This window comes from Pseudofrankia saprophytica, from assembly GCF_000235425.2.
Classification (GTDB): domain Bacteria; phylum Actinomycetota; class Actinomycetes; order Frankiales; family Frankiaceae; genus Pseudofrankia; species Pseudofrankia saprophytica.
This window is the reverse complement of the sequence record NZ_KI912266.1, coordinates 848722-867113: the sequence shown is the minus strand read 5'-3', so window position 1 is coordinate 867113 and position 18392 is coordinate 848722. Positions and strand designations below refer to the sequence as shown.

Genomic DNA, 18392 nt, shown 5'->3' with positions numbered 1-18392 from the left:
AATACCAGCGGGCCGGAATGTCAGGCACGATCGGAAGCACCATGACGCTTGCGACGACCGATCTTATGGACGCCCTGCCACCGGGCGGGCTGGCCGCTGCCCGCGAGGACCCGCTCGGCGAGGACGCGATCTACGCGACCTTCGAGGAGTGGGCCGGGGAGCAGGGGCTGAGCCTCTACCCGCACCAGCAGGAGGCGCTGATCGAGATCGTCTCCGGCGCGCATGTCATCCTCTCCACCCCGACCGGTTCGGGGAAGAGCATGGTGGCGGCCGGGGCGCACTTCGCGGCGCTCGCGACCGGGCGGCGCTCCTTCTACACCGCGCCCATCAAGGCGCTGGTCTCGGAGAAGTTCTTCGCGCTGATCGAGATCTTCGGCGCCGAGAACGTCGGCATGATCACCGGTGACGCGGGCGTCAACGAGAAGGCTCCGATCATCTGCTGCACGGCCGAGATCCTGGCGAACCTGGCATTGCGCGAGGGCTCGGCCGCGGACGTCGGCCAGGTCGTGATGGATGAGTTCCACTTCTATGCCGACCCGGACCGCGGCTGGGCCTGGCAGGTTCCGTTGATCGAGCTGTCGGGGGCCCAGTTCATCCTCATGTCGGCGACGCTGGGCGACGTCAAGCGGTTCGAGGAGGACCTGACCCGGCGCACCGGTCGCCCGACGGCCGTCGTCCGTTCCGTGGACCGGCCGGTCCCGTTGTACTTCAAGTACGTCGTGACGCCGCTGCAGGAGACGATCGAGGAGCTCCTCTCCACCCACCAGGCTCCCGTCTACATCGTCCACTTCACGCAGGCGGCGGCGCTGGAGCGAGCCCAGGCGCTGACCAGCATCAACGTCGCGACGAAGGCCGAGAAGGAGCAGATCGCGGCGGCGATCGGCGGTTTCCGGTTCACCTCCGGGTTCGGCAAGACGCTGTCCCGGCTGGTTCGCCACGGGATCGGCGTGCACCACGCCGGGATGCTGCCGAAGTACCGGCGGCTGGTGGAGATCCTCGCTCAGGCCGGCCTGCTGAAGGTCATCTGCGGGACGGACACCCTCGGCGTCGGCATCAACGTCCCGATCCGCTCGGTCATGTTCACGTCGCTGTCGAAGTACGACGGGACGAGGAACCGGATCCTGACCGCCCGCGAGTTCCACCAGATCGCCGGGCGCGCCGGCCGGGCCGGCTACGACACCGCCGGCTACGTCGTCGTGCAGGCGCCCGAGCACGTCATCGAGAACGAGAAGGCGCTGGCGAAGGCCGGCGACGACCCGAAGAAGCGCCGCAAGGTCGTTCGCAGGAAGCCGCCGGAGGGCCAGGTCGGCTGGGGCCAGCCCACCTACGAGCGACTCGTCTCCGCCGAGCCGGAGCCGCTGACGTCGCATTTCCGGGTCACCCACTCGCTGCTGCTGAACGTCATCTCCCGGCCCGGCGACGCGTTCACCGCGATGCGCCATCTGCTCACCGACAACCATGAGGACACCGCCGCGCGGCGCCGGCACATCCATCGCGCGATCGCGATCTACCGGGCGCTGCTCGCCGCCGGTGTCGTCGAGAAGCTCGACGAGCCGGACGCGGAGGGCCGCACGATCCGGCTCACTGTCGACCTGCAGTTCGACTTCGCGCTCAACCAGCCGCTCTCGCCGTTCGCGCTCGGCGCCCTCGACCTGCTCGACAAGGAGGCGCCCGACTATCCGCTCGACGCGCTGTCCGTCATCGAGTCGACGCTCGACAACCCGCGCCAGGTGCTGTCCGCGCAGCAGTTCAAGGCGCGCGGCGAGGCTGTCGCGGCGATGAAGGCCGAAGGCATGGAGTACGACGACCGGATGGAGGCCCTGCAGGAGGTCACCTACCCGAAGCCGCTCGACGAGCTGCTCACCGCCGCGCTGGAGATCTACCGGCGCGGCCATCCGTGGGTCGACGACTACGAGCTCTCGCCGAAGACGGTCGTGCGCGACATGTACGAGCGGGCGATGACGTTCGCCGAGTACATCCAGTTCTACGGGCTGGCCCGCTCCGAGGGCCTGCTGCTGCGCTATCTCGCCGACGCCTACAAGGCGGTGCGCCAGACGGTTCCGGACGCGGCACGCACCGAGGAGCTCACCGACCTCATCGAATGGCTCGGCGAGCTGGTCCGCCAGGTCGACTCCAGCCTGCTGGACGAATGGGAACGCCTCCGTAACCCGACGAAGGGCGACCTCGCCGCCGCCGCCGCGATCGAGCACGGCGAGCGGCTCACCGACAAGCCTCCGGCCGTCACGAAGAACGTCCGCGCCTTCCGCGTCCTCGTCCGCAACGCGCTGTTCCGCCGGGTGGAGCTGGCGGCGTTGCGCCGCTACTACGACCTCGGCGAGCTGGACGCCGAATCCGGCTGGAACGCCGAGGCCTGGGAGGACGCCCTGGCGCCGTACTTCGAGGAGCACCGCGAGATCGGCACCGGCGCCGACGCCCGCGGCCCGAAGATGCTCATCGTCGACACGGCCACCGAGCGCGGGAAGTGGCTGCTGCGCCAGATCTTCGACGACCCGGCCGGCGACCACGACTGGGGCATCAGCGCCGAGGTCGACCTCGCTGCCTCCGACGAGCTCGGCGCCGCCGCCCTCACCGTGACCGCCGTCGACCAGCTCTGAAAGCCCGGTCCGCCGACGCCCCACAGCCCCGTCGGCGGCCGCCCGAGCCGGCCGGGCATCGACTTTGGTAGCGCCCTTCGGGCGGTTTCGGACGACGTGTCGACCCCGTACGCTGCCGCACATGGGCGCGGTCGGCACCGGCGGGCGCGTCGGAGTGCGCCGGATGGAGTACCACTGGCTGTTGCCGGCCCTGCTCACCCAGGAGATCCCGGCCGACGGCGACGCCGGCCGGCCGGCACCCCGGTCGGCACGGGACTGGGCCGTGGACGTGGTCCTTTTCGTGGCCGCGGTCTGGGGCGGGCTCGCGGTGTGGGTGCCGCTCGTCGAGCAGGCGCCCGACGTGTCGCCGGCTCTGCGCGCCGCCGACCTGGCGGCGGGGCTGGTGACCTGCGCGGCGCTGTGGTGGCGGCGACGCTGGCCGGTGACGCTCACCCTCGCGCTGACCCCCCTGGGGGTGTTCTCCGCGTCGGCCTCCTTCAGCCTGCTGATCCTGATGTTCAGCGTCGCCGTGCACCGGCGCCCGCCCGTGGCCGCCGCGGTGGCCGGTGTCTTCTGGTTGCCCGGTTTCCTCTACCCGCTGGTCTGGCCGGATCCGGAGCTGTCGTACGCGGGCTCGGTGGTGCTCACCCTGGGACTCACGGCCGGGGTGACGGGCTGGGGGATGTTCATCCATGCCCGCCGGCAGCTCGTGATCTCCTGGCGGGAGCGGGCGGCGCTGGCCGACGCCGAGCGCCATCGGCAGGTGGCCGACGCCCGCCGGCTGGAACGGCTCCGCATCGCGCGGGAGATGCACGACGTCCTCGGCCACCGGTTGTCGTTGCTGACCATGCACGCGGGCGCGCTCGAGTTCAGGCCGAACGCGCCACCCGAACAGCTCGCCCACGCCGCCGGCGCGGTCCGTACCAGCGCCCGGCAGGCTCTCGTCGAGCTGCGCCAGGTGATCGGCCTTCTCCGGCAGGACGATGCCATGCCCGAGCCCGGACCCGAGCCCGGACCCGAGCCCGGACCCGAGCCCGTGCCCGAGTCCGAGCCCGTGTCCGAACCCGTGTCTGAGTCGGTGCCTGAGCCCATGCCTGAGCCTGGGCCTGGGCCCGACCAGGTCGTCCATGCCGAGCGGGTCGAGCGGGTCGTCCATGTCGAGCGGGTCGGGCGGGTCGAGACGGGCGAGAGGGTCGGCGGCGAGGGTGCCGGGCCGGTCGACGGGTACGCGCCGGTCCCGGAGACGCCTGGCCTTGCGGACCTGGCGGCCCTCGTCGGCGAGTCCCGTCGCGCCGGTACCGCCGTCCGGGCCTACTACCGCGTGGTCGAGCCGCACACGGTATGGCCGGTAGCCGCCCGCGGCGCTTACCGGATCGTCCAGGAGGCGCTGACCAACGCCCGCAAGCACGCGCCGGGGCGGCCGGTCACGCTGATGGTCGACGGTTCGGTCGGCGAGGGACTGCGCATCGAGGTCCGCAACCAGACCGGCCCGTCCGCGGCCCCCGAGTCGGCCGGGCGGTCCGAGCCAACCGGCGGAGCGGGGCTGGTCGGGCTGGCTGAGCGGGCGGCCCTGGCCGGCGGGGCGCTTCGGCACGAGGTGACCGCGGACGGTGAGTTTCGCGTGTGTGCCTGGCTGTCATGGACGCCGGTCGAGAACGCCGGAACCATCAGCGGAACCACCGCAGGAACGATCACCGGAACCCGGTCGGCGCGCGAACCGGGCGGGAGCGGCGGATGACCGATCCACGGCAGACTGCTCCGCCTGGCGCGACCGGCGGGCCGGCCGCACCCGTGCGGGTACTGGTCGTCGACGATGACCCGCTGGTACGGGCGGCGCTGGCCATGGTGTTCGGCGGTGGGGATGAAGTCGCGCTCGTCGGCGAGGCGGGCGACGGCGACGAGGTGCTGGCCGCGGTCGAGGCGCACGGCCCGGACGTGGTGCTCATGGACATCCGGATGCCGAGGGTCGACGGCCTGGCCGCGACGGAGGCGTTGCGCGCCCGGGCGGACCCGCCCGAGGTCCTCGTCCTGACCACGTTCGACACGGACGAGCATGTGCTGCGGGCGCTGCGGGCCGGCGCGAGCGGATTCCTGCTCAAGGACACCCCGCCGGCCGAGATCATCCGTGCCATCCGGCGGGTCGCGGCCGGAGACCCGATCCTGTCGCCCGCGGTGCTCCGCCGCCTCATGGCGCACGCCGCCGCGTCCTCGGCGGCCACCCCCGCGGCGGCCACCGACTCCACGGGCGCGTCGCCGCCGGCCTTCACGCCAGGCGCGTCGGCCGCGCCGCGCGCGTCGGCGGAGGTCTGGCGCGCCCGCACCCTGCTCGACCAGCTCAGCGAGCGGGAACGCGAAGTGGCGCTCGCGGTCGGGCGCGGGCTGTCCAACGCCCAGATCGCCGCCGAGCTCTATATGAGCGTCGCGACCGTCAAGTCCTACGTCTCGAAGCTGTTTGTACGCCTCGGTCTCGACAACCGCGTACAGATCGCTTTGCTCGTCCATGACGCCCACCTCGACGCCGGATAGCCGCTTCCACGGGATCAACGGAGGCGGAATCAACTGAGGTCGTCGAGCCATAGCCCAATGGCCGTAGGCGGTGGCCGGGTGGCTGGCACAGCCTGGCGGCATGAGCTATCGAGTGGACGTTCAGCGGCTCACGGTCCGCTGTCGGGGTGGCGGTTCGGCGCCACCGGCGCTGGATGATGCCTCGTTCTCCGTGGAGCCGGGCCGCGTCTGCGGCCTCTTCGGCCGGGAAGGGGCCGGGAAGTCGACGCTGCTCGCCTGCCTGGCCGCCTACCGGCGCCCGTCCGCCGGGACGGTGCGCGTCGACGGTGACGACCCCTACGAGAACGCGCGGCTGATGAACGGGATCAGCCTGGTCGACGGCCGGGGCGGGATCGGGGTCGACGAGTCGACGACTGTCCGCGAGGTGCTGGAGATCGTCGCCCTGCTGCGTCCCCGCTGGGACCAGGCCTTCGCGGACACGCTGCTCGACCGGTTCGAGGTGGCCGCCGGCGCGAAGGTCGGTCAACTGGCCCGGGGCCGACGGGCGGCGCTGGCGGTGACGATGGGGCTGGCCACCAGGGCGCCACTGACGATGGTCGACGAGGCGCATCTGGAGCTGGAGCCCGCGCACCAGTCGACCTTCCAGGAGGAGCTGCGCGCCGACCAGGCCGCCCATCCGCGGACGGTCATCCTCGCCGGTGCCACGGTGGGGGAGCAGGGCGCCGAGGGCATCCGCGGCGTGGATGATGACGGAGGCCTGCTCGACGACGTCGTTCTCCTCGGCCGCGGGCGGGTGCTGGCCGCGGTGCGGGCCGCCGACCTGCGCGGCCTCGGCCGAGAGCTGACCGGCGATGCCGATGCCGTCGCCGCCCTCGTCCACACCCTGACCGGCGATGCCACGGCCGACGAGGCAACGGCAACGGCCACGGCCACGGCCGACGAGGCAACGGCCGGCGATGCCCTGATCGGCGATGCCCTGATGAGGGACGCCCTGACCGGTGAGGCCGTGGCCGTGGTGGCCGACCGCCGGCTGGGCCGGCTCCGCTCGGTCGTGCTCGCCGGCCAGGTGCCCCCCGACGCGCTCAGCGCGGCGGACCGCGCCGGGATCAGCGTCAGCCCGGTGGGGCTGCGCAGGCTCGTCACCTGCCTTACCGATGACCGGCTCCGGTCCGGCGACCACCGGGAGCGCACCTCATGACGGAAGCAGCCAAGGCGGAAGCAGCCGAGACGGATGCCGCCGGCCGTCCCCCGGCCGTCCCGGCGGCCGCGGCGGCCGCGGTCGTGACCTCGGCCCGGACCGCGAACCGGGAAGGGCCGCCGCCGCTGGCGAACGTCGCCGCGATCACCACGGCCGGCACCATGATCTGGATCGGCCTGCTGTGGCTGGTCGTCGCCGCCGGTTTCGGCATCGTGCTGGGCGTCGTCGCCGCGGTGGGTTCGTCCGACCACAGCCTCTGGCAGCACGGGTTTTCGGGCTGGCAGCGGTTCATACCGTTCGCCGCCGGCCTGTCGATGACGTCGGCCTTCGCGCCGATGCTGGTCGGCAACGGCGTCACCCGGGCCCGGCTCGCCACGGCGGCCACCGTGACCCTCGTCGTCGTCGCGGTGGCCGGTGGCCTGTTCGTCGCGCTTGGCTATGGCGCGGAGAGGCTCGCCTTCGACGCGCTCGGCTGGCGCCATGAGCTGTCCGACGGCCGGCGGCTCTCGGGCGGCGGATACGTCCGGGCGGGCGTCGCCTATGCGGCGCTGTTCGCCTGCTACTTCGCCTCTGGATGGCTGATCGGTGTCGCACGCGGAGTCCTCGGTCGGGATGGGTTCGCGCCGCTGGTCGTTCCGGCTCTGATTCCGGCGGTCGTCGCCGAGCTCCTGCTCCGGTCCGAGGTCACCGGCCTGCCGTTCGCCGGCCGCCTTGGTCTGGATCGCCTGCCCCAGCCGTCGCTCACGCTCGGCCTGCTCGCGGCGCTGACCGCCACCGCCCTCGCCACGTGGGTGGCCCATGCCGCCAGCCGGCACATCACCCTGCCCATCGGCGGCGGCCCACGTTAGGGGGCGGTCGCGGTCCCAATGCCCGGCCATACCGGGGACAATTCGGCCATCCGGATGAACCCTCCGATGGCGGTCCGGCACACTGGGCCGCATGGGTGTAGGGGAGCCCTCCGGGGAGTTCTCGGGCCAAAGCCAGCCGACGGGCTGGAACCAGGGCTACCCGCCAATGGGCCAATATCAGCAGCAGTACCCACCAACCGGTCAGTACCAGCAGCATCCGCCAACAGGCCCGTACCAGGGCTACCCGCCGCCGGGCCAGTACCAGCAGCCGCCGGGCGAGTACCAGCAGGGCCAGTACCAGCAGCAGTATCCGCCGGCCGGCGGATACCAGTGGGCTCCGCCGGAAGGGCAGGTCCCGCCAGCCGGCCAGAACCCCTGGTACCCGCCGCCGGGCGGCCACCAGCCATCGCCCCGTCGGCGACCCTGGCTGGTGCCGGTGCTGGTCGTCGGTGGATTGGTCCTCGTCGCCGGCGTCGTCCTCGGCGTGCTGAGACTGGTCAACCATGACGGGGGCGGGAGCGGAACCGGGACCACGGTGCCGAGCGCCTTCCTCGGAACCTGGTACGGCACGCACGGTGGCTCCGAGATGTCCCTGGAGCTCAAGGACGGCAAGGTGGGTGACGTCGTCGGCGCGACGACGTACCCGGGCGCCTGCACCGAGACGGTGACCCTGATCGAGGTCGGTGACGGCTCGTCGATCCGCGTGCACGAGGCGGTGCAGCCGGGCGACACCGAATGCACCGACGAGGACATCACCCTGACGCTCCAGGGATCGGGTTCGTTGAGCCTGCGCTATGAGTCGTACGCGGAGGGTGACCCGGACGGGACGGTCGTCATGACGCGGGCCGGCGGCGGCAGAGCGGCCTGAGAGCGACCTGACCGACCAGGGGCCGGAGCGGACGTAGGCCGCGACAAGCGGAACCGCCCTGACCTCGACAGGAGGGAGAGATCAGGGCGGTTCCGGGGCTCCCGCGTCCGGTGGGGGGAAGAGACGCGGGAGGGTCTTGCTGGTCGGCGTTGACTAGCCGAACAGCGCCTTGTGGGTCTGCGGACCGACGACGCCGTCGACCAGCAGGCCGTGGGCGGCCTGGTAGGCGCGCACGACGCTGGAGGTCTGCGGGCCGAAGTAGCCGTCGACCGCGACCACGTGGCCAAGGCTCCCGAGCTTCTGCTGCAACTGGCGGACCGCGTCCAGGTAGACGCTGTGGTTCGCCGCCTGCGACAGGTACCAGGCGTTCGCCGGGATCGCGGGCGCGGCCTTGGCCAGGGCGGCCGGGGCGGCGGAGACCGTCCCGCTGCCGACCGCGTTCGCGGCGGCATAGCCACGCGACAGGTAGTTCCGGTAGGCGCCGGTGGTGTAGGTGGTCCAGGCGCTTGGGCCGGAGCCCTTGCAAACCTGGGTGGCGGCCCACGCGTTGGTCGCCGGGTCGTAGAGGTTGCGGCTCCCGACCCAGCCGGAATGCGCCCGCATGTTGATCTGCCACAGGCCGCGCGAGTCCTCGCCGACGGTGGCGTGCGCGTAGGCGTTGCCGCCGGACTCGGCCAGCGCGATCGCGACCCAGGTCGCGAGGCTGACGCGGCAGCTGTCCAGGCCCGCGGAATGCGCGTAGGCGGCGATCTGGGAGTCCGAGACGCTGGACGCGGCACTGGCCGGAGCGGCGCCGGCGAAGACGGCGGCGCCGGCGGTGGCGGTTACGACGCCGGCGGCGACAACAGCCGAACTGCGGCGGCGGAAAGCACTCTGCTTGCGATGACGACCCTTGAGCATTCTGCGAAAATCTTTCCCGCACGCCTGTGAGGTTAGCTGTCGGGTTCGGGCCGGGAAGCCCGGCCGGCTATTTTTGGGCGCGCTGAAAAGCGCCTTTGAATGGCCGACTTAACCCCAAGGGCTCGCGCTGGGTGGCGCGAGCCCGGAGGAACGTGGTTCCCCCATTTCTGCCCTGGCGATGTTCTCGGAGGGGGCACCGATCCGGGGGCAGAACTCGGCGTCCGGATCGCTGCTTGCTGCGAGCGGAGCAACCGTAACTAGCTACCGGGTGTAGTCACAAGCGGGCGAACTGGGCAGATGTCCGGCAAGGCTGTCACGCTGCGTGTAAAGCCCTGTGGCAACGCGCTTGTCAACAACTAGCTGTGACCAGCGTCACATCAATTGTTGCAAAATTCGGGGAACAAGGAGCCGTTGTCGCGCGAATCAATGTCGCTCAACGGTTTCCAACAGCCACCCTTACCGAATGATGCTTATCGCGAGCGACGCAGATCTGATGCGCCGCGTAATATCCCGCCGAACTTCCCTCCGATCGAGCAATCGCCCGTCACGACGTGTTCCAGCCGTTGGGAAGCCGTGGTCGAGGTCACATCGGGTGACGACTGCCCGTCGGCTGTCGAGGCCGGTCGGGAGATCCGAACTCGTGAACAGGGCGTGAACTGTCGAGGGGAATCCTGACGCCGGTACGTACCGATTGAGTATGTTTGGTCCGAAAAATCGCCTCCGCACCGAAGCCGATGCGGAGGGTAGTCGATCCGCGGGTTGGAGCGTTGTCCAGGTGTTCGAAACCACCGCGGACAACCTGGGCACGTTCTTCTCGGCCGCGGCGCTGGTGGTGTCGCTCGCCGTCTGGTTGATCGACCGCTATGTCCGTCAGCGCCGGATCGTCAGCTACCGGGTCCACCTGAACACCAAGATTGACGTGAGCCCGCGGTCGGCCGCCGACGTCGCGGACCTGGAGCTGCGGCGGCGCACCGACGGAGAGCCCGTTCCCGGCGCGAGCCTGACCCTCGTGCGGGTGAAGAACGCAGGCCGTCTCGACGTGGACGCGGTGGACATCGTCCGCCCGCTCACGTTCACCTTCCCAAGGCGATCGGCCATGGGCGTCGAGGTGGTCGAGCCCAGCCCGGTGGAACTGCGCGATGTGATCATGAATGCCCGCTGGCCGGACCACCCGGGCCGCGTCCCGGGGCCGTTCATGGAAGGCGACAGGGTCGAGCTGCCGCCCATGGACCTGAACGAGGGCGTCCGGTTCAAGCTCCTCGTGCTGCTGTCCGGCGACGGCAACGAGGTGCACGCCCGCGGCTACATCCGCGGCGGCAAGTTCGAACGCGACACCAACCGCCGCCGCAATCGCGGGCTCGTCCTGGGCGGGCTCTCGTTGCTCCTCGCCGGCCTGCTGATCGGCCTGGTGATCGTCAACTCCCGTTCGGACCCGAGCGAGAGCACGGTCCGCTGCCTACGCGGTCAGCTGCAGATCGAGGGTTCGACGGCGTTTGCTCCGGTGGTCAAGCTCATCGCCGACGAGTACCACAAGACCTGCGGTGACGCGGACATCGCGGTTGTCGCGAACGGCAGCATCAGCGGGCTGCGGGCCGTGGCGAACACGGGCGCCAACGACCCGAAGACGGCGGCCGCCAGGCTCGCGATGTCCGACGGCCCGGCCTCCGGCGATTTCGGTTCACTGGTCGCGCGGCCCGTCTCGGTGGTCGTCTTCTCCCTGCTCGTGAACGACTCGGCCGGGATCCACGGTCTCACCGTCGACCAGGTCCAGTCCGTCTACGACGGTCGGGTCACCAACTGGAAGGACGTCGGCGGCAACGACGCGCCGATACGCCTGATCTCTCGCGGCTCCGAGTCCGGCACTCGCGGGGCGTTCGAGCGCCGGGTGCTGGGCACCCAGGAGCCCCCGGTCTCCTCGAACGACTGCTTCACCAAGGACCGTGACCCGAACGCGGCCACCACCCGGTGCGAGTTCAGCAGCGAGGCAAGCCTGCTCGACCAGATCTCCCGCACCCCGGGCGCGCTCGGCTACGCGGAACGCGGCGCCGCCGCCACCTACCCGAAGATCAACGAGATTGCGTTGAACGGCTGGACCCCAGACATCAGCACGGTCGAACGCGGCGACTACCCGTTCTGGGAGGTCGAGTACCTCTACACATACGGCACCCCGCCCGGTGACAGCCTGCTGTCGGCCTTCCTGGAGTACGTCAGCACGGACACGGCGAAGAACCTGCTCCGCGGCGAGGGCTTCACGCCATGCGTCGACCGCGACAAGAACCTGATGGCTACCCTCTGCGCCACCCGGCGCTGAGCCACCAGCACCCAACCACCAGCACCCAACCCCAACCACCAGCACCCAACCGCCAGCCACGAGCCGCCAGCGCACGGCCGCCTGCCTGGCCGCCCGGGCGGGCGCCGGTCGTCAGGGCTGGAAGCGGTAGCCCATGCCCGGCTCGGTCAGGAGGTGGCGGGGGCGGGCCGGGTCGTCCTCGAGCTTCTGGCGCAGGCGGTTGAGGTAGGTGCGCAGGTAGTGGGTCTCGGTCTCGTACCGCACGCCCCAGACCTCGGTGAGCAGCTGGCGCTGGGTGACGAGCTTGCCGGGGTGGCTGAGCAGCACCCTGAGCAGGCCCCACTCGGTCTTCGTCAGGTGGATCTCCTCGCCCCCCTCCTCACCGGCGGCCTGGTCGCTCCCGCCGCTCCCGCCGCTCCCGTCGCCCGCGCCGCCCGCGGCGGGCCAGGCGCGGGTGACGCGATGGGCGGCGAGGTCGACCGTGACGTGGCCGAAGCGGACGATGGGACTTGCCTCCTGCTCGCCGCCGCGGCGGGCGACCGCGCGCAGCCGGGCGAGCAGCTCGTCGATGCCGAACGGCTTGGTGATGTAGTCGTCGGCGCCGGCGTCGAGGGCGCCGACCTTGTCGCGGCTCTCGGCCCGGCCGGAGAGCACCACGATCGGCACCCGCGTCCAGCCGCGCAGGCCGTGGATGACCTCGACGCCATCCATGTCCGGCAGGCCGAGGTCGAGGATGACGATGTCCGGGATGGTCGACGCGGCGGCGGACAGGGCGCCCGCGCCGGTGTCGGCGACGACCACCTCGTAGCCGCGTGCTCGCAGGTTGATCCGCATCGCGCGCAGGATCTGTGGCTCGTCGTCGACGATCAGCACCCGCGTCACCGGACACCGCCGGTGTCGTCCAGCTTTCCGTCGCCGTCGCCGTCGCCGTCGCCGTCGTGGTCGCCGTCCGCGGCCGCCGCCGCGCTGTCCTCGTCGGCGGGGAGGTCGATGACCATCGTGAGGCCGCCGCCGGGGGTGTCCTCCGGAGTGAGAGTGCCATCCATCGCCTCGACCAGGCCGCGGGAGAGCGCGAGACCGAGGCCGGTGCCGGTGGTGTTGTCGGTGTCGCCGAGGCGCTGGAACGGCCGGAAGATGGCGTCCCGGTCGGCCTCCGGCACGCCGGGGCCACGGTCGACGACGCGGATCTGCACCCGTGTGCCGAGCGCGCTCGTCGTGATCAGCGGCGGGGCCCCGGCCGGCGAGAACCGGATCGCGTTCGCGACGACGTTCGCGACCACGCGCTCGAGCAGCACCGGGTCGGCCCGGATCGCCGGCACCTCGGGCACGTCGCCGATCTCGCCGAGAACCCGGTTCGCCTCGCCGGTCTCGCCGCCGATGCGAACCCCGGTCGCGTCCGGGCCGATGCCGTCGAGGGCGAGCGCGACGACGTCCTCGGCGTGGACCGCCCGCGGGAACACCGACAGCACCCCTGCCTGCAGCCGGCTCATGTCCAGCAGGTTCTCCACCAGCGTCGTCAGCCGGTCGAGCGACTCGTCCGCCGTCGCGACCAGCTCGGCGCGCTCCTCGGCCGACCAGACCACGTCCTGGGCGCGTAGCCCGGTGACGGCCGCCTTCGCGGCGGCCAGCGGCGCCCGCAGGTCGTGCCCGACGGCGGTGAGCAGCGCGGAGCGGACCCGGTCGGCCTCCGCGAGCGGCCGGACGCTCGCCGCCTCCTGGGCGAGCCGGAGGCGTTCCGCGGCGGTCGCCGCCTGCGCGGCGAACGCGGCGAGCAGCCGCCGGTCAGCGGCCGGCAATGGCCGCCCGCGCAGCGCCAGGGTGAACCGGTGGCCGGCCGGCACGTCGACCTCCCCCTCCGACGGCCGCGTACAGGGCCGCGGCCCGACCGCCGCGACGACCCGCCAGCGCTCCCGCCCGGTCCTCGCCGTGCCCGTCTTGTCTGCCGTGTCGGACGAGTAGGACTCGAGGAGTGCCACCGACGTCATTCCGAAACTCTCCCGGGCCCGTTCGAGGATCGCGGGCAGCGGGTGCTCGCTGCGCAGCACGGTGCCCGCGAGCGTCGCCAGGGTCTCCGCCTCGGCGCCCGCCCGCGCGGCCTGGCCGGAGCGGCGGCGGGCGAGGTCGACGACCCGGCTGACGGCGACCGCGACGGCGACGAACGCCACCAGCGCGAACGTGTTGTTGTGCTCGGCGATCGTCCAGCGGTACAGCGGCGGGGTGAAGTAGTAGTTCAGCAGCACCGACGAGGCCACCGCCGTGGCCAGCGCCGGCCAGATACCGCCGACGACCGCCACCGCCACCACGACCAGCAGGTAGAGCAGCACGTTGGAGGTCAGGTTCAGGGCGGAGCGGCTCGCCGTCGCCACCGCCGTGAACAGCGCGAGCATGGCCGCCGCCAGCGCGAACCCGGCCAGCTGGCGCCGGTACGCGACCCACCGCTCGCCACGGTGACCGCGACCGTGGCCGGCCGCGTCGCGCCCACCTCGCGCGCCCGGCGAGGGAGGCCCGCCCAGCGCGGGAGGTTGGTCACCGCCGTCGCCCGGCTCCTCGCCGGCGGGTCGTGCGCGCCTGCCGACGGCGCTCGAACGCTCGTGGGTGACGAGGTGGACGTCGATCGAGCCCGAGCCGGCGGTCGTCGTGACGCCGACGCCGCGGCCGAGCAGCTGCGCGAGCCGGCCGCGCCGGCTCGCGCCCAGGACCAGCTGGGTGGCGTTCTCGGCCCGGGCGAAGTCCAGCAGCGCGGCCGGGACGTCCTCGCCGAGGACCTGGTGGTAGCTGCCGCCGAGGCTTTCCACCAGGTCGCGCTGCCGGGCGAGCGCCGCCGGGTCCGCGCCGCTGACCAGGCCGTCCGGGCGGCTTACGTGGACGGCGAGCAGATCGCTGCCGCTGGGGAAGCGCGCCGCGATCCGGGCCGCGCGCCGGATGAGGGTGTCGCCCTCGGGGCCGCCGGTGAGCGCGACGACGACCCGCTCCCTGGCCTCCCAGGTGGCGGTGATGCCGTGGTCGGCGCGGTACCGGTCGAGCTGTTCCTCCACCTTGCCGGCGACCCAGAGCAGGGCGAGCTCGCGCAGCGCGGTGAGGTTCCCGACGCGGAAGTAGTTCGACAGCGCGGCGTCGACCTTGTCGGCGGCGTACACGTTGCCGTGCGCCATCCGGCGGCGCAGCGCCTCGGGGGCCATGTCGACCAGCTCGACCTGGTCGGCGGCCCGGACGACGGCGTCGGGGATCGTCTCCCGCTGCGGCACCCCGGTGATCGTGCTGACGACGTCGTTCAGCGACTCCAGGTGCTGGATGTTCAGCGTGGTGACGACGTCGATGCCGGCGGCGAGCAGCTCCTCGACGTCCTGCCAGCGCTTGGCGTTGCGGGAACCGGGCACGTTGGTGTGCGCGTACTCGTCGACGAGTGCGAGCGTCGGGCGGCGGGCGAGCACCGCGTCGACGTCCATCTCCGTGAACTCGCCGCCCCGGTGGCGCAGGACCCGCCGGGGGATGGTCTCGAAGCCCTCGGACATGTCGGCGGTGAGCCGGCGTCCGTGCGTCTCCACCAGGCCGATCACGGTGTCCGTGCCGCGCCCGCCCCGCCGGTGCCCCTCCGAGAGCATCGCGTAGGTCTTGCCGACCCCGGGCGCCGCGCCCAGGTAGATCCGTAGCCTTCCCCGTCGCGGCCCGTCGGCGCTGCCCGTCGTCATCGGGTCAGCCCACGTGGACGGCGGGGCGGCGCGACCGGTCCGGCTCGGCCTCGCGCAGCACCTCGCGGGTGATCGGGGCGACCTCGCCAACGCCGAAGACCAGGAAACGCAGGAAGTTCGTGAACGGGTTCCCCTCGGTCCACTCGAAGTAGATGTGCGGGCGGGCGCCCGTCAGGTCGCGCAGGTGGAGCAGCAGCGCGGCGATCGCGTTCGGGACCGACGTGCTGGTCAGCCGCAGCACCCGGTAGCCGTGCCTGTCGACGCCCATGACCGACAGCGTGCTCTCGAACTCGGAGGCATCCGTGATCGAGACCTCGACGTACAGCAGCGGGTCGCCGGCGGGCAGATGGGCGTCCCGGCGGACCTGCGCCTCCTTGTCGCGGTACTCGGCCTCGTCCCCGGAGTCGGGCTCGTTCGCGACCAGTCGCAGATTGCCGCCCGGCTCGCCGTTGTGGCCGACGCAGCCGGCCTCGGCGACGAAGCGGCGGGCGGTGTCGTCCATCCGGATGTCGGTCACCCGCAGCTCGAACGCGCGCACCGCGCGGGAGACGAACGAGACGATCAGGATCGTGATGATGAAGATCGACGCGATGATCAGGCCGTCCGGCCGTTCGAAGACGTTCGCGATCGTCGTGTAGATGAAGACCGCCGTGATCAGCGCGAAGGTGACCATCCGTCGGGTCGAGCGGTGGCCGTCGCCGTCGCGCCGCATGCACGACAGCGTGACGGCGAGCGAGGCCGACGTGATGAGCACCAGCACGCCGGTCGCGTACGCCCCGCCCTGCTTGTCGACGCTCGCGTCGAACACCCAGGTGACGAGGAAACCGATCGCAATGAAGATCAGGACGAGCGGGCGGACGGCCCTCGTCCAGCTCGGGGCCATGCCGTAACGGGGCAGGTAGCGCGGGACGATGTTGAGCAGGCCGGCCATCGCGGACGCGCCGGCGAACCAGAGGATCGAGATGGTGCTGACGTCGTAGACGGTGCCGAACGCGCCACCCAGCAGGTCGTGGGCCAGGTAGGCGAGCGCGCGGCCGTTGGCCGGCCCACCGGGGTCGAAGTCCTTCTCCGGGATCAGCCAGACCGTCACCAGGCTGGTGCTCAGCAGGAACACGCTCATGATCGCGGCGGCGGTGGTGAGCAGCCGGCGGGCGTCGCGGATGCGGCCGCGCGGGTGCGCCTCGGTGTCCTCGGGATCCCCCTTGATCAGCGGCATCACGGCGACACCGGTCTCGAAACCGGACAGGCCGAGCGCCAGCTTGGGGAACACGATCAACGCGACCCCGACGAGCAGGAACGGGTTGGGATGCTCGTTGACGAGCAGCTGATGCCAGTCGTCGATGACATGCGGCTCGCTCACGACCTGGGCGAGTGAGACGGCCACGACCACGGCGTTCAGCGACAGGTAGATCACGACGAGGATGACCGCGATGCCCACCGCCTCGGTGAAGCCGCGCAGGAACACCGCTCCCAGCAGGGCGAGCAGTACCAACGTGATGAGCATCGACTCCCCGTGCAGGAAGCTCGGGGTGTACGGGTTCTCGACGATGTGCGCGGTCGCGTCCGCCGCCGACAGGGTCATCGTGATGATGAAGTCGGTGGCGGCGAAGCCGAGCAGCGCCAGCACCAGCAGCTTGCCGGCCCACCACGGCAGGAAGCGCTCCAGCATGGCGATCGAGCCCTCGCCGTGCGGGCTCTCGTGCGCCACCCGCCGGTACACCGGCAACGCCCCGAACAGGGTGAGCAGCACGAGCACCAGCGTCGCGATCGGGCTGACCGCGCCGGCGGCGAGCACCGCGATGCCCGGCTGGTAGCCGAGCGTGGAGAAGTAGTCGACGCCGGTCAGGCACATGACCCGCCACCAGCGGTGCCGCGGGTGCTCCTCGGCCGGCTGGGTGTGCGGGCCGGCATGCTGCCTCGACCGGTCAGCAAGCCCCTGCAACAGCCAGTTCCGCAGGTCCTGCCGGTAGCGGGCCGCCCGGGTCGGCGGCTCGCCCGCCCGCGCCTGCCCGGACGGCCGCCACGGGCCGCGCCCATCATCAGGCGGCGCCTCGGCGGCGGATCCGGTCTGGGCCGGCGAGTCGAGGGGCGCGGCTTCGGCTCCCTCGGAGGCGTCCGACGGCCCGGCTACGGCCGCGGAACCCTGAGCGGGGGTGCCCATCTTGTCCGGCGCGCTTCCAGGAACCCTTGGCCGCGCCGTCACCGATACCTCCGTCGCACGTCGTCGCCCGGCGACCCCGGCCGCCGGGCGAATTGGGCCGGTCCGTCCGGCGCCATGGTGCTGACCGTGCCACATCGTGAGGTCGGCGGGTGCCTCCGAAGATCCTTGTTAACGGTTTCTTGACACCCCCGACCTGGATGCATGGCCGCTACGCTCACCCGGCGGCTGCCTCTCCGCCGCGCGCCGCGCCGGGGGCGGGCGCGAGTGGGCCGCGAGTGGGAACTGCCACGTCGGCCCGCATACCCTCGCGACGATCATCTACTCGTCCGTGGGCGGCTGGATGCTCATGATCACATCCTGGGTGCGCGCATATGGGATCGGGCCGCCGCCTTCGGGGCGGCCCGATCCCAGCTATGCCCTGCCGTGGTCAGCCGGCCGCGCGGGCGGCGGGTTTGCTGATGCGGTCGAGGGCGGCGTTCAGCTCGACGACGTTGACCGTCGGTTCGCCCATGAATCCCAGGGCGCGGCCCGTGGTGTGCTCAGCGACCAGCTTTGCGACGACGGTCGGGTCCAGGCCGCGATCGTGGGCGACTCGCGCGACCTGAAGGCGGGCGTAGGCCGGCGAGATGCCCGGATCGAGGCCACTGCCGCTGGCGGTGACGGCATCGGCCGGTACGGCCGGCTTCGCCGGGGCATCGCCTCGGATCGGCACGATCTTGCCGGCCGTGACGTCCTCGTCCAGTTCGCGGCAGCTCACCGTGCTTCCCGCGTAGGTGGCCAGGAACGGCGTGGCCGGGCAGACCTCGTTGACGCTGACCACCCGGGTGACCGCGCCCTGGTAGCCCTGCTCGGCGTAGAACACGGCGAGCACCGCGCCGACGCCGGACGGCGTGCAGTACGGCCGCGCGCCGTCGACCCCGTTCGCCTCGCCCACCGCCTTGCTGCGCGCGCAGACCTGAGTGAGCAGGCTCTGGCGGCTCTCGTCGTCCGCGGTCGCCGGGTCGTCCGGAGCGTCGACGACGTCCTCGGGGCCGAGGTTCGACGCGCTGGTCGACGTCGGGTCGTAGCCGTCGCCGGCGGCCGACGGCCGTGGCTGGAAGTAGCCGGGCAACGGGTCGCCGTCGCCGTCGGTGGCCAGCTGGCCGATGAGCCGTGAGCCGACGACGGTGCCGTCCGTCGCCTTGATGAGTGAGCCTTCGGCCCTGCCATGCAGCCCAGGAATCTGGGCCACGGCGAGGAGCGCGAACGGGTAGGCGAGTCCACAGATGACGGTGAACACGAGCAGGGCGCGCAGCGCGGCGAGGTGCTGGCGGGCCCAGCTCGGAAGCCGGATGACCAT

At 71.9% G+C, this 18392-nt stretch carries 12 protein-coding genes and 1 riboswitch; of the genes, 7 read left to right on the top strand and 5 right to left on the bottom strand.

Annotated features, from left to right (window positions below; genetic code table 11):
- Nucleotides 1–41 precede the first annotated feature (41 nt).
- The 6 genes from FRCN3DRAFT_RS0203815 to FRCN3DRAFT_RS0203790 all read left to right on the top strand — a co-directional run bounded on the left by FRCN3DRAFT_RS0203815 (nucleotide 42) and on the right by FRCN3DRAFT_RS0203790 (nucleotide 8013).
- Nucleotides 42–2615 carry a DEAD/DEAH box helicase gene (locus tag FRCN3DRAFT_RS0203815; RefSeq protein ID WP_007508669.1) on the top strand — a complete coding sequence of 858 codons (2574 nt, stop codon included), beginning with the start codon at nucleotides 42–44 and terminating at the stop codon, nucleotides 2613–2615.
- 121 nt (nucleotides 2616–2736) lie between these two features.
- Nucleotides 2737–4332 carry a sensor histidine kinase gene (locus FRCN3DRAFT_RS42485; protein ID WP_051466121.1) on the top strand — a complete coding sequence of 532 codons (1596 nt, stop codon included), beginning with the start codon at nucleotides 2737–2739 and terminating at the stop codon, nucleotides 4330–4332.
- The gene (locus tag FRCN3DRAFT_RS0203805; protein ID WP_007508672.1) at nucleotides 4329–5120 is read left to right on the top strand and encodes a response regulator transcription factor; all 792 of its coding nucleotides are present in this window, start codon (nucleotides 4329–4331) and stop codon (nucleotides 5118–5120) included. Before FRCN3DRAFT_RS42485 ends, FRCN3DRAFT_RS0203805 begins: the two co-directional genes overlap by 4 nt.
- Nucleotides 5121–5220: 100 nt before the next feature.
- Nucleotides 5221–6297, top strand: coding sequence for an ATP-binding cassette domain-containing protein (locus tag FRCN3DRAFT_RS0203800; protein WP_007508673.1), 1077 nt, complete (start codon nucleotides 5221–5223; stop codon nucleotides 6295–6297).
- Nucleotides 6294–7145, top strand: coding sequence for a hypothetical protein (locus FRCN3DRAFT_RS0203795; RefSeq protein WP_007508674.1), 852 nt, complete (start codon nucleotides 6294–6296; stop codon nucleotides 7143–7145). Before FRCN3DRAFT_RS0203800 ends, FRCN3DRAFT_RS0203795 begins: the two co-directional genes overlap by 4 nt.
- A gap of 91 nt (nucleotides 7146–7236) precedes the next feature.
- Nucleotides 7237–8013, top strand: a complete 777-nt coding sequence (locus tag FRCN3DRAFT_RS0203790) for a hypothetical protein (RefSeq protein ID WP_007508675.1) — start codon at nucleotides 7237–7239, stop codon at nucleotides 8011–8013.
- Nucleotides 8014–8166: 153 nt separating this feature from the next.
- On the opposite strand, the gene FRCN3DRAFT_RS0203785 is transcribed toward FRCN3DRAFT_RS0203790, so the two are convergent.
- Nucleotides 8167–8913: a peptidoglycan-binding protein gene (locus FRCN3DRAFT_RS0203785; protein ID WP_007508676.1), complete on the bottom strand. Its 747-nt coding sequence runs from the start codon at nucleotides 8911–8913 to the stop codon at nucleotides 8167–8169.
- 6 nt (nucleotides 8914–8919) lie between these two features.
- Nucleotides 8920–9101: riboswitch (cyclic di-AMP (ydaO/yuaA leader) on the bottom strand.
- A gap of 587 nt (nucleotides 9102–9688) precedes the next feature.
- On the opposite strand from FRCN3DRAFT_RS0203785, the gene FRCN3DRAFT_RS0203780 reads away from it, so the two are divergent.
- Nucleotides 9689–11224: a substrate-binding domain-containing protein gene (locus FRCN3DRAFT_RS0203780; protein WP_007508677.1), complete on the top strand. Its 1536-nt coding sequence runs from the start codon at nucleotides 9689–9691 to the stop codon at nucleotides 11222–11224.
- 111 nt (nucleotides 11225–11335) lie between these two features.
- Here FRCN3DRAFT_RS0203780 and FRCN3DRAFT_RS0203775 read toward each other — a convergent pair whose 3' ends face one another.
- The 4 genes from FRCN3DRAFT_RS0203775 to FRCN3DRAFT_RS0203760 all read right to left on the bottom strand — a co-directional run bounded on the left by FRCN3DRAFT_RS0203775 (nucleotide 11336) and on the right by FRCN3DRAFT_RS0203760 (nucleotide 18392).
- Nucleotides 11336–12085, bottom strand: a complete 750-nt coding sequence (locus FRCN3DRAFT_RS0203775; RefSeq protein WP_007508678.1) for a response regulator — start codon at nucleotides 12083–12085, stop codon at nucleotides 11336–11338.
- Nucleotides 12082–14892 (bottom strand): sensor histidine kinase, encoded by a 2811-nt coding sequence (locus FRCN3DRAFT_RS0203770; RefSeq protein WP_007508679.1) that lies wholly within the window; start codon nucleotides 14890–14892, stop codon nucleotides 12082–12084. The genes FRCN3DRAFT_RS0203775 and FRCN3DRAFT_RS0203770 overlap by 4 nt, the downstream gene beginning before the upstream one ends.
- 4 nt (nucleotides 14893–14896) lie before the next feature.
- Entirely contained in the window at nucleotides 14897–17095 is a 2199-nt protein-coding gene (locus tag FRCN3DRAFT_RS0203765; RefSeq protein WP_007508680.1) for an APC family permease, read from the bottom strand.
- 385 nt (nucleotides 17096–17480) lie between these two features.
- Nucleotides 17481–18392, bottom strand: a complete 912-nt coding sequence (locus FRCN3DRAFT_RS0203760) for a potassium-transporting ATPase subunit C (RefSeq protein WP_007508681.1) — start codon at nucleotides 18390–18392, stop codon at nucleotides 17481–17483.

Bases quoted from the DNA above. Each gene is read 5' to 3' on its own strand.
- FRCN3DRAFT_RS0203815 (WP_007508669.1), top strand. From the start codon at position 42: ATGACGCTTGCGACGACCGATCTTATGGACGCCCTGCCACCGGGCGGG.
- FRCN3DRAFT_RS42485 (WP_051466121.1), top strand. From the start codon at position 2,737: ATGGGCGCGGTCGGCACCGGCGGGCGCGTCGGAGTGCGCCGGATGGAG.
- FRCN3DRAFT_RS0203805 (WP_007508672.1), top strand. From the start codon at position 4,329: ATGACCGATCCACGGCAGACTGCTCCGCCTGGCGCGACCGGCGGGCCG.
- FRCN3DRAFT_RS0203800 (WP_007508673.1), top strand. From the start codon at position 5,221: ATGAGCTATCGAGTGGACGTTCAGCGGCTCACGGTCCGCTGTCGGGGT.
- FRCN3DRAFT_RS0203795 (WP_007508674.1), top strand. From the start codon at position 6,294: ATGACGGAAGCAGCCAAGGCGGAAGCAGCCGAGACGGATGCCGCCGGC.
- FRCN3DRAFT_RS0203790 (WP_007508675.1), top strand. From the start codon at position 7,237: ATGGGTGTAGGGGAGCCCTCCGGGGAGTTCTCGGGCCAAAGCCAGCCG.
- FRCN3DRAFT_RS0203785 (WP_007508676.1), bottom strand. From the start codon at position 8,913: ATGCTCAAGGGTCGTCATCGCAAGCAGAGTGCTTTCCGCCGCCGCAGT.
- FRCN3DRAFT_RS0203770 (WP_007508679.1), bottom strand. From the start codon at position 14,892: ATGACGACGGGCAGCGCCGACGGGCCGCGACGGGGAAGGCTACGGATC.
- FRCN3DRAFT_RS0203760 (WP_007508681.1), bottom strand. From the start codon at position 18,392: ATGGTCATCCGGCTTCCGAGCTGGGCCCGCCAGCACCTCGCCGCGCTG.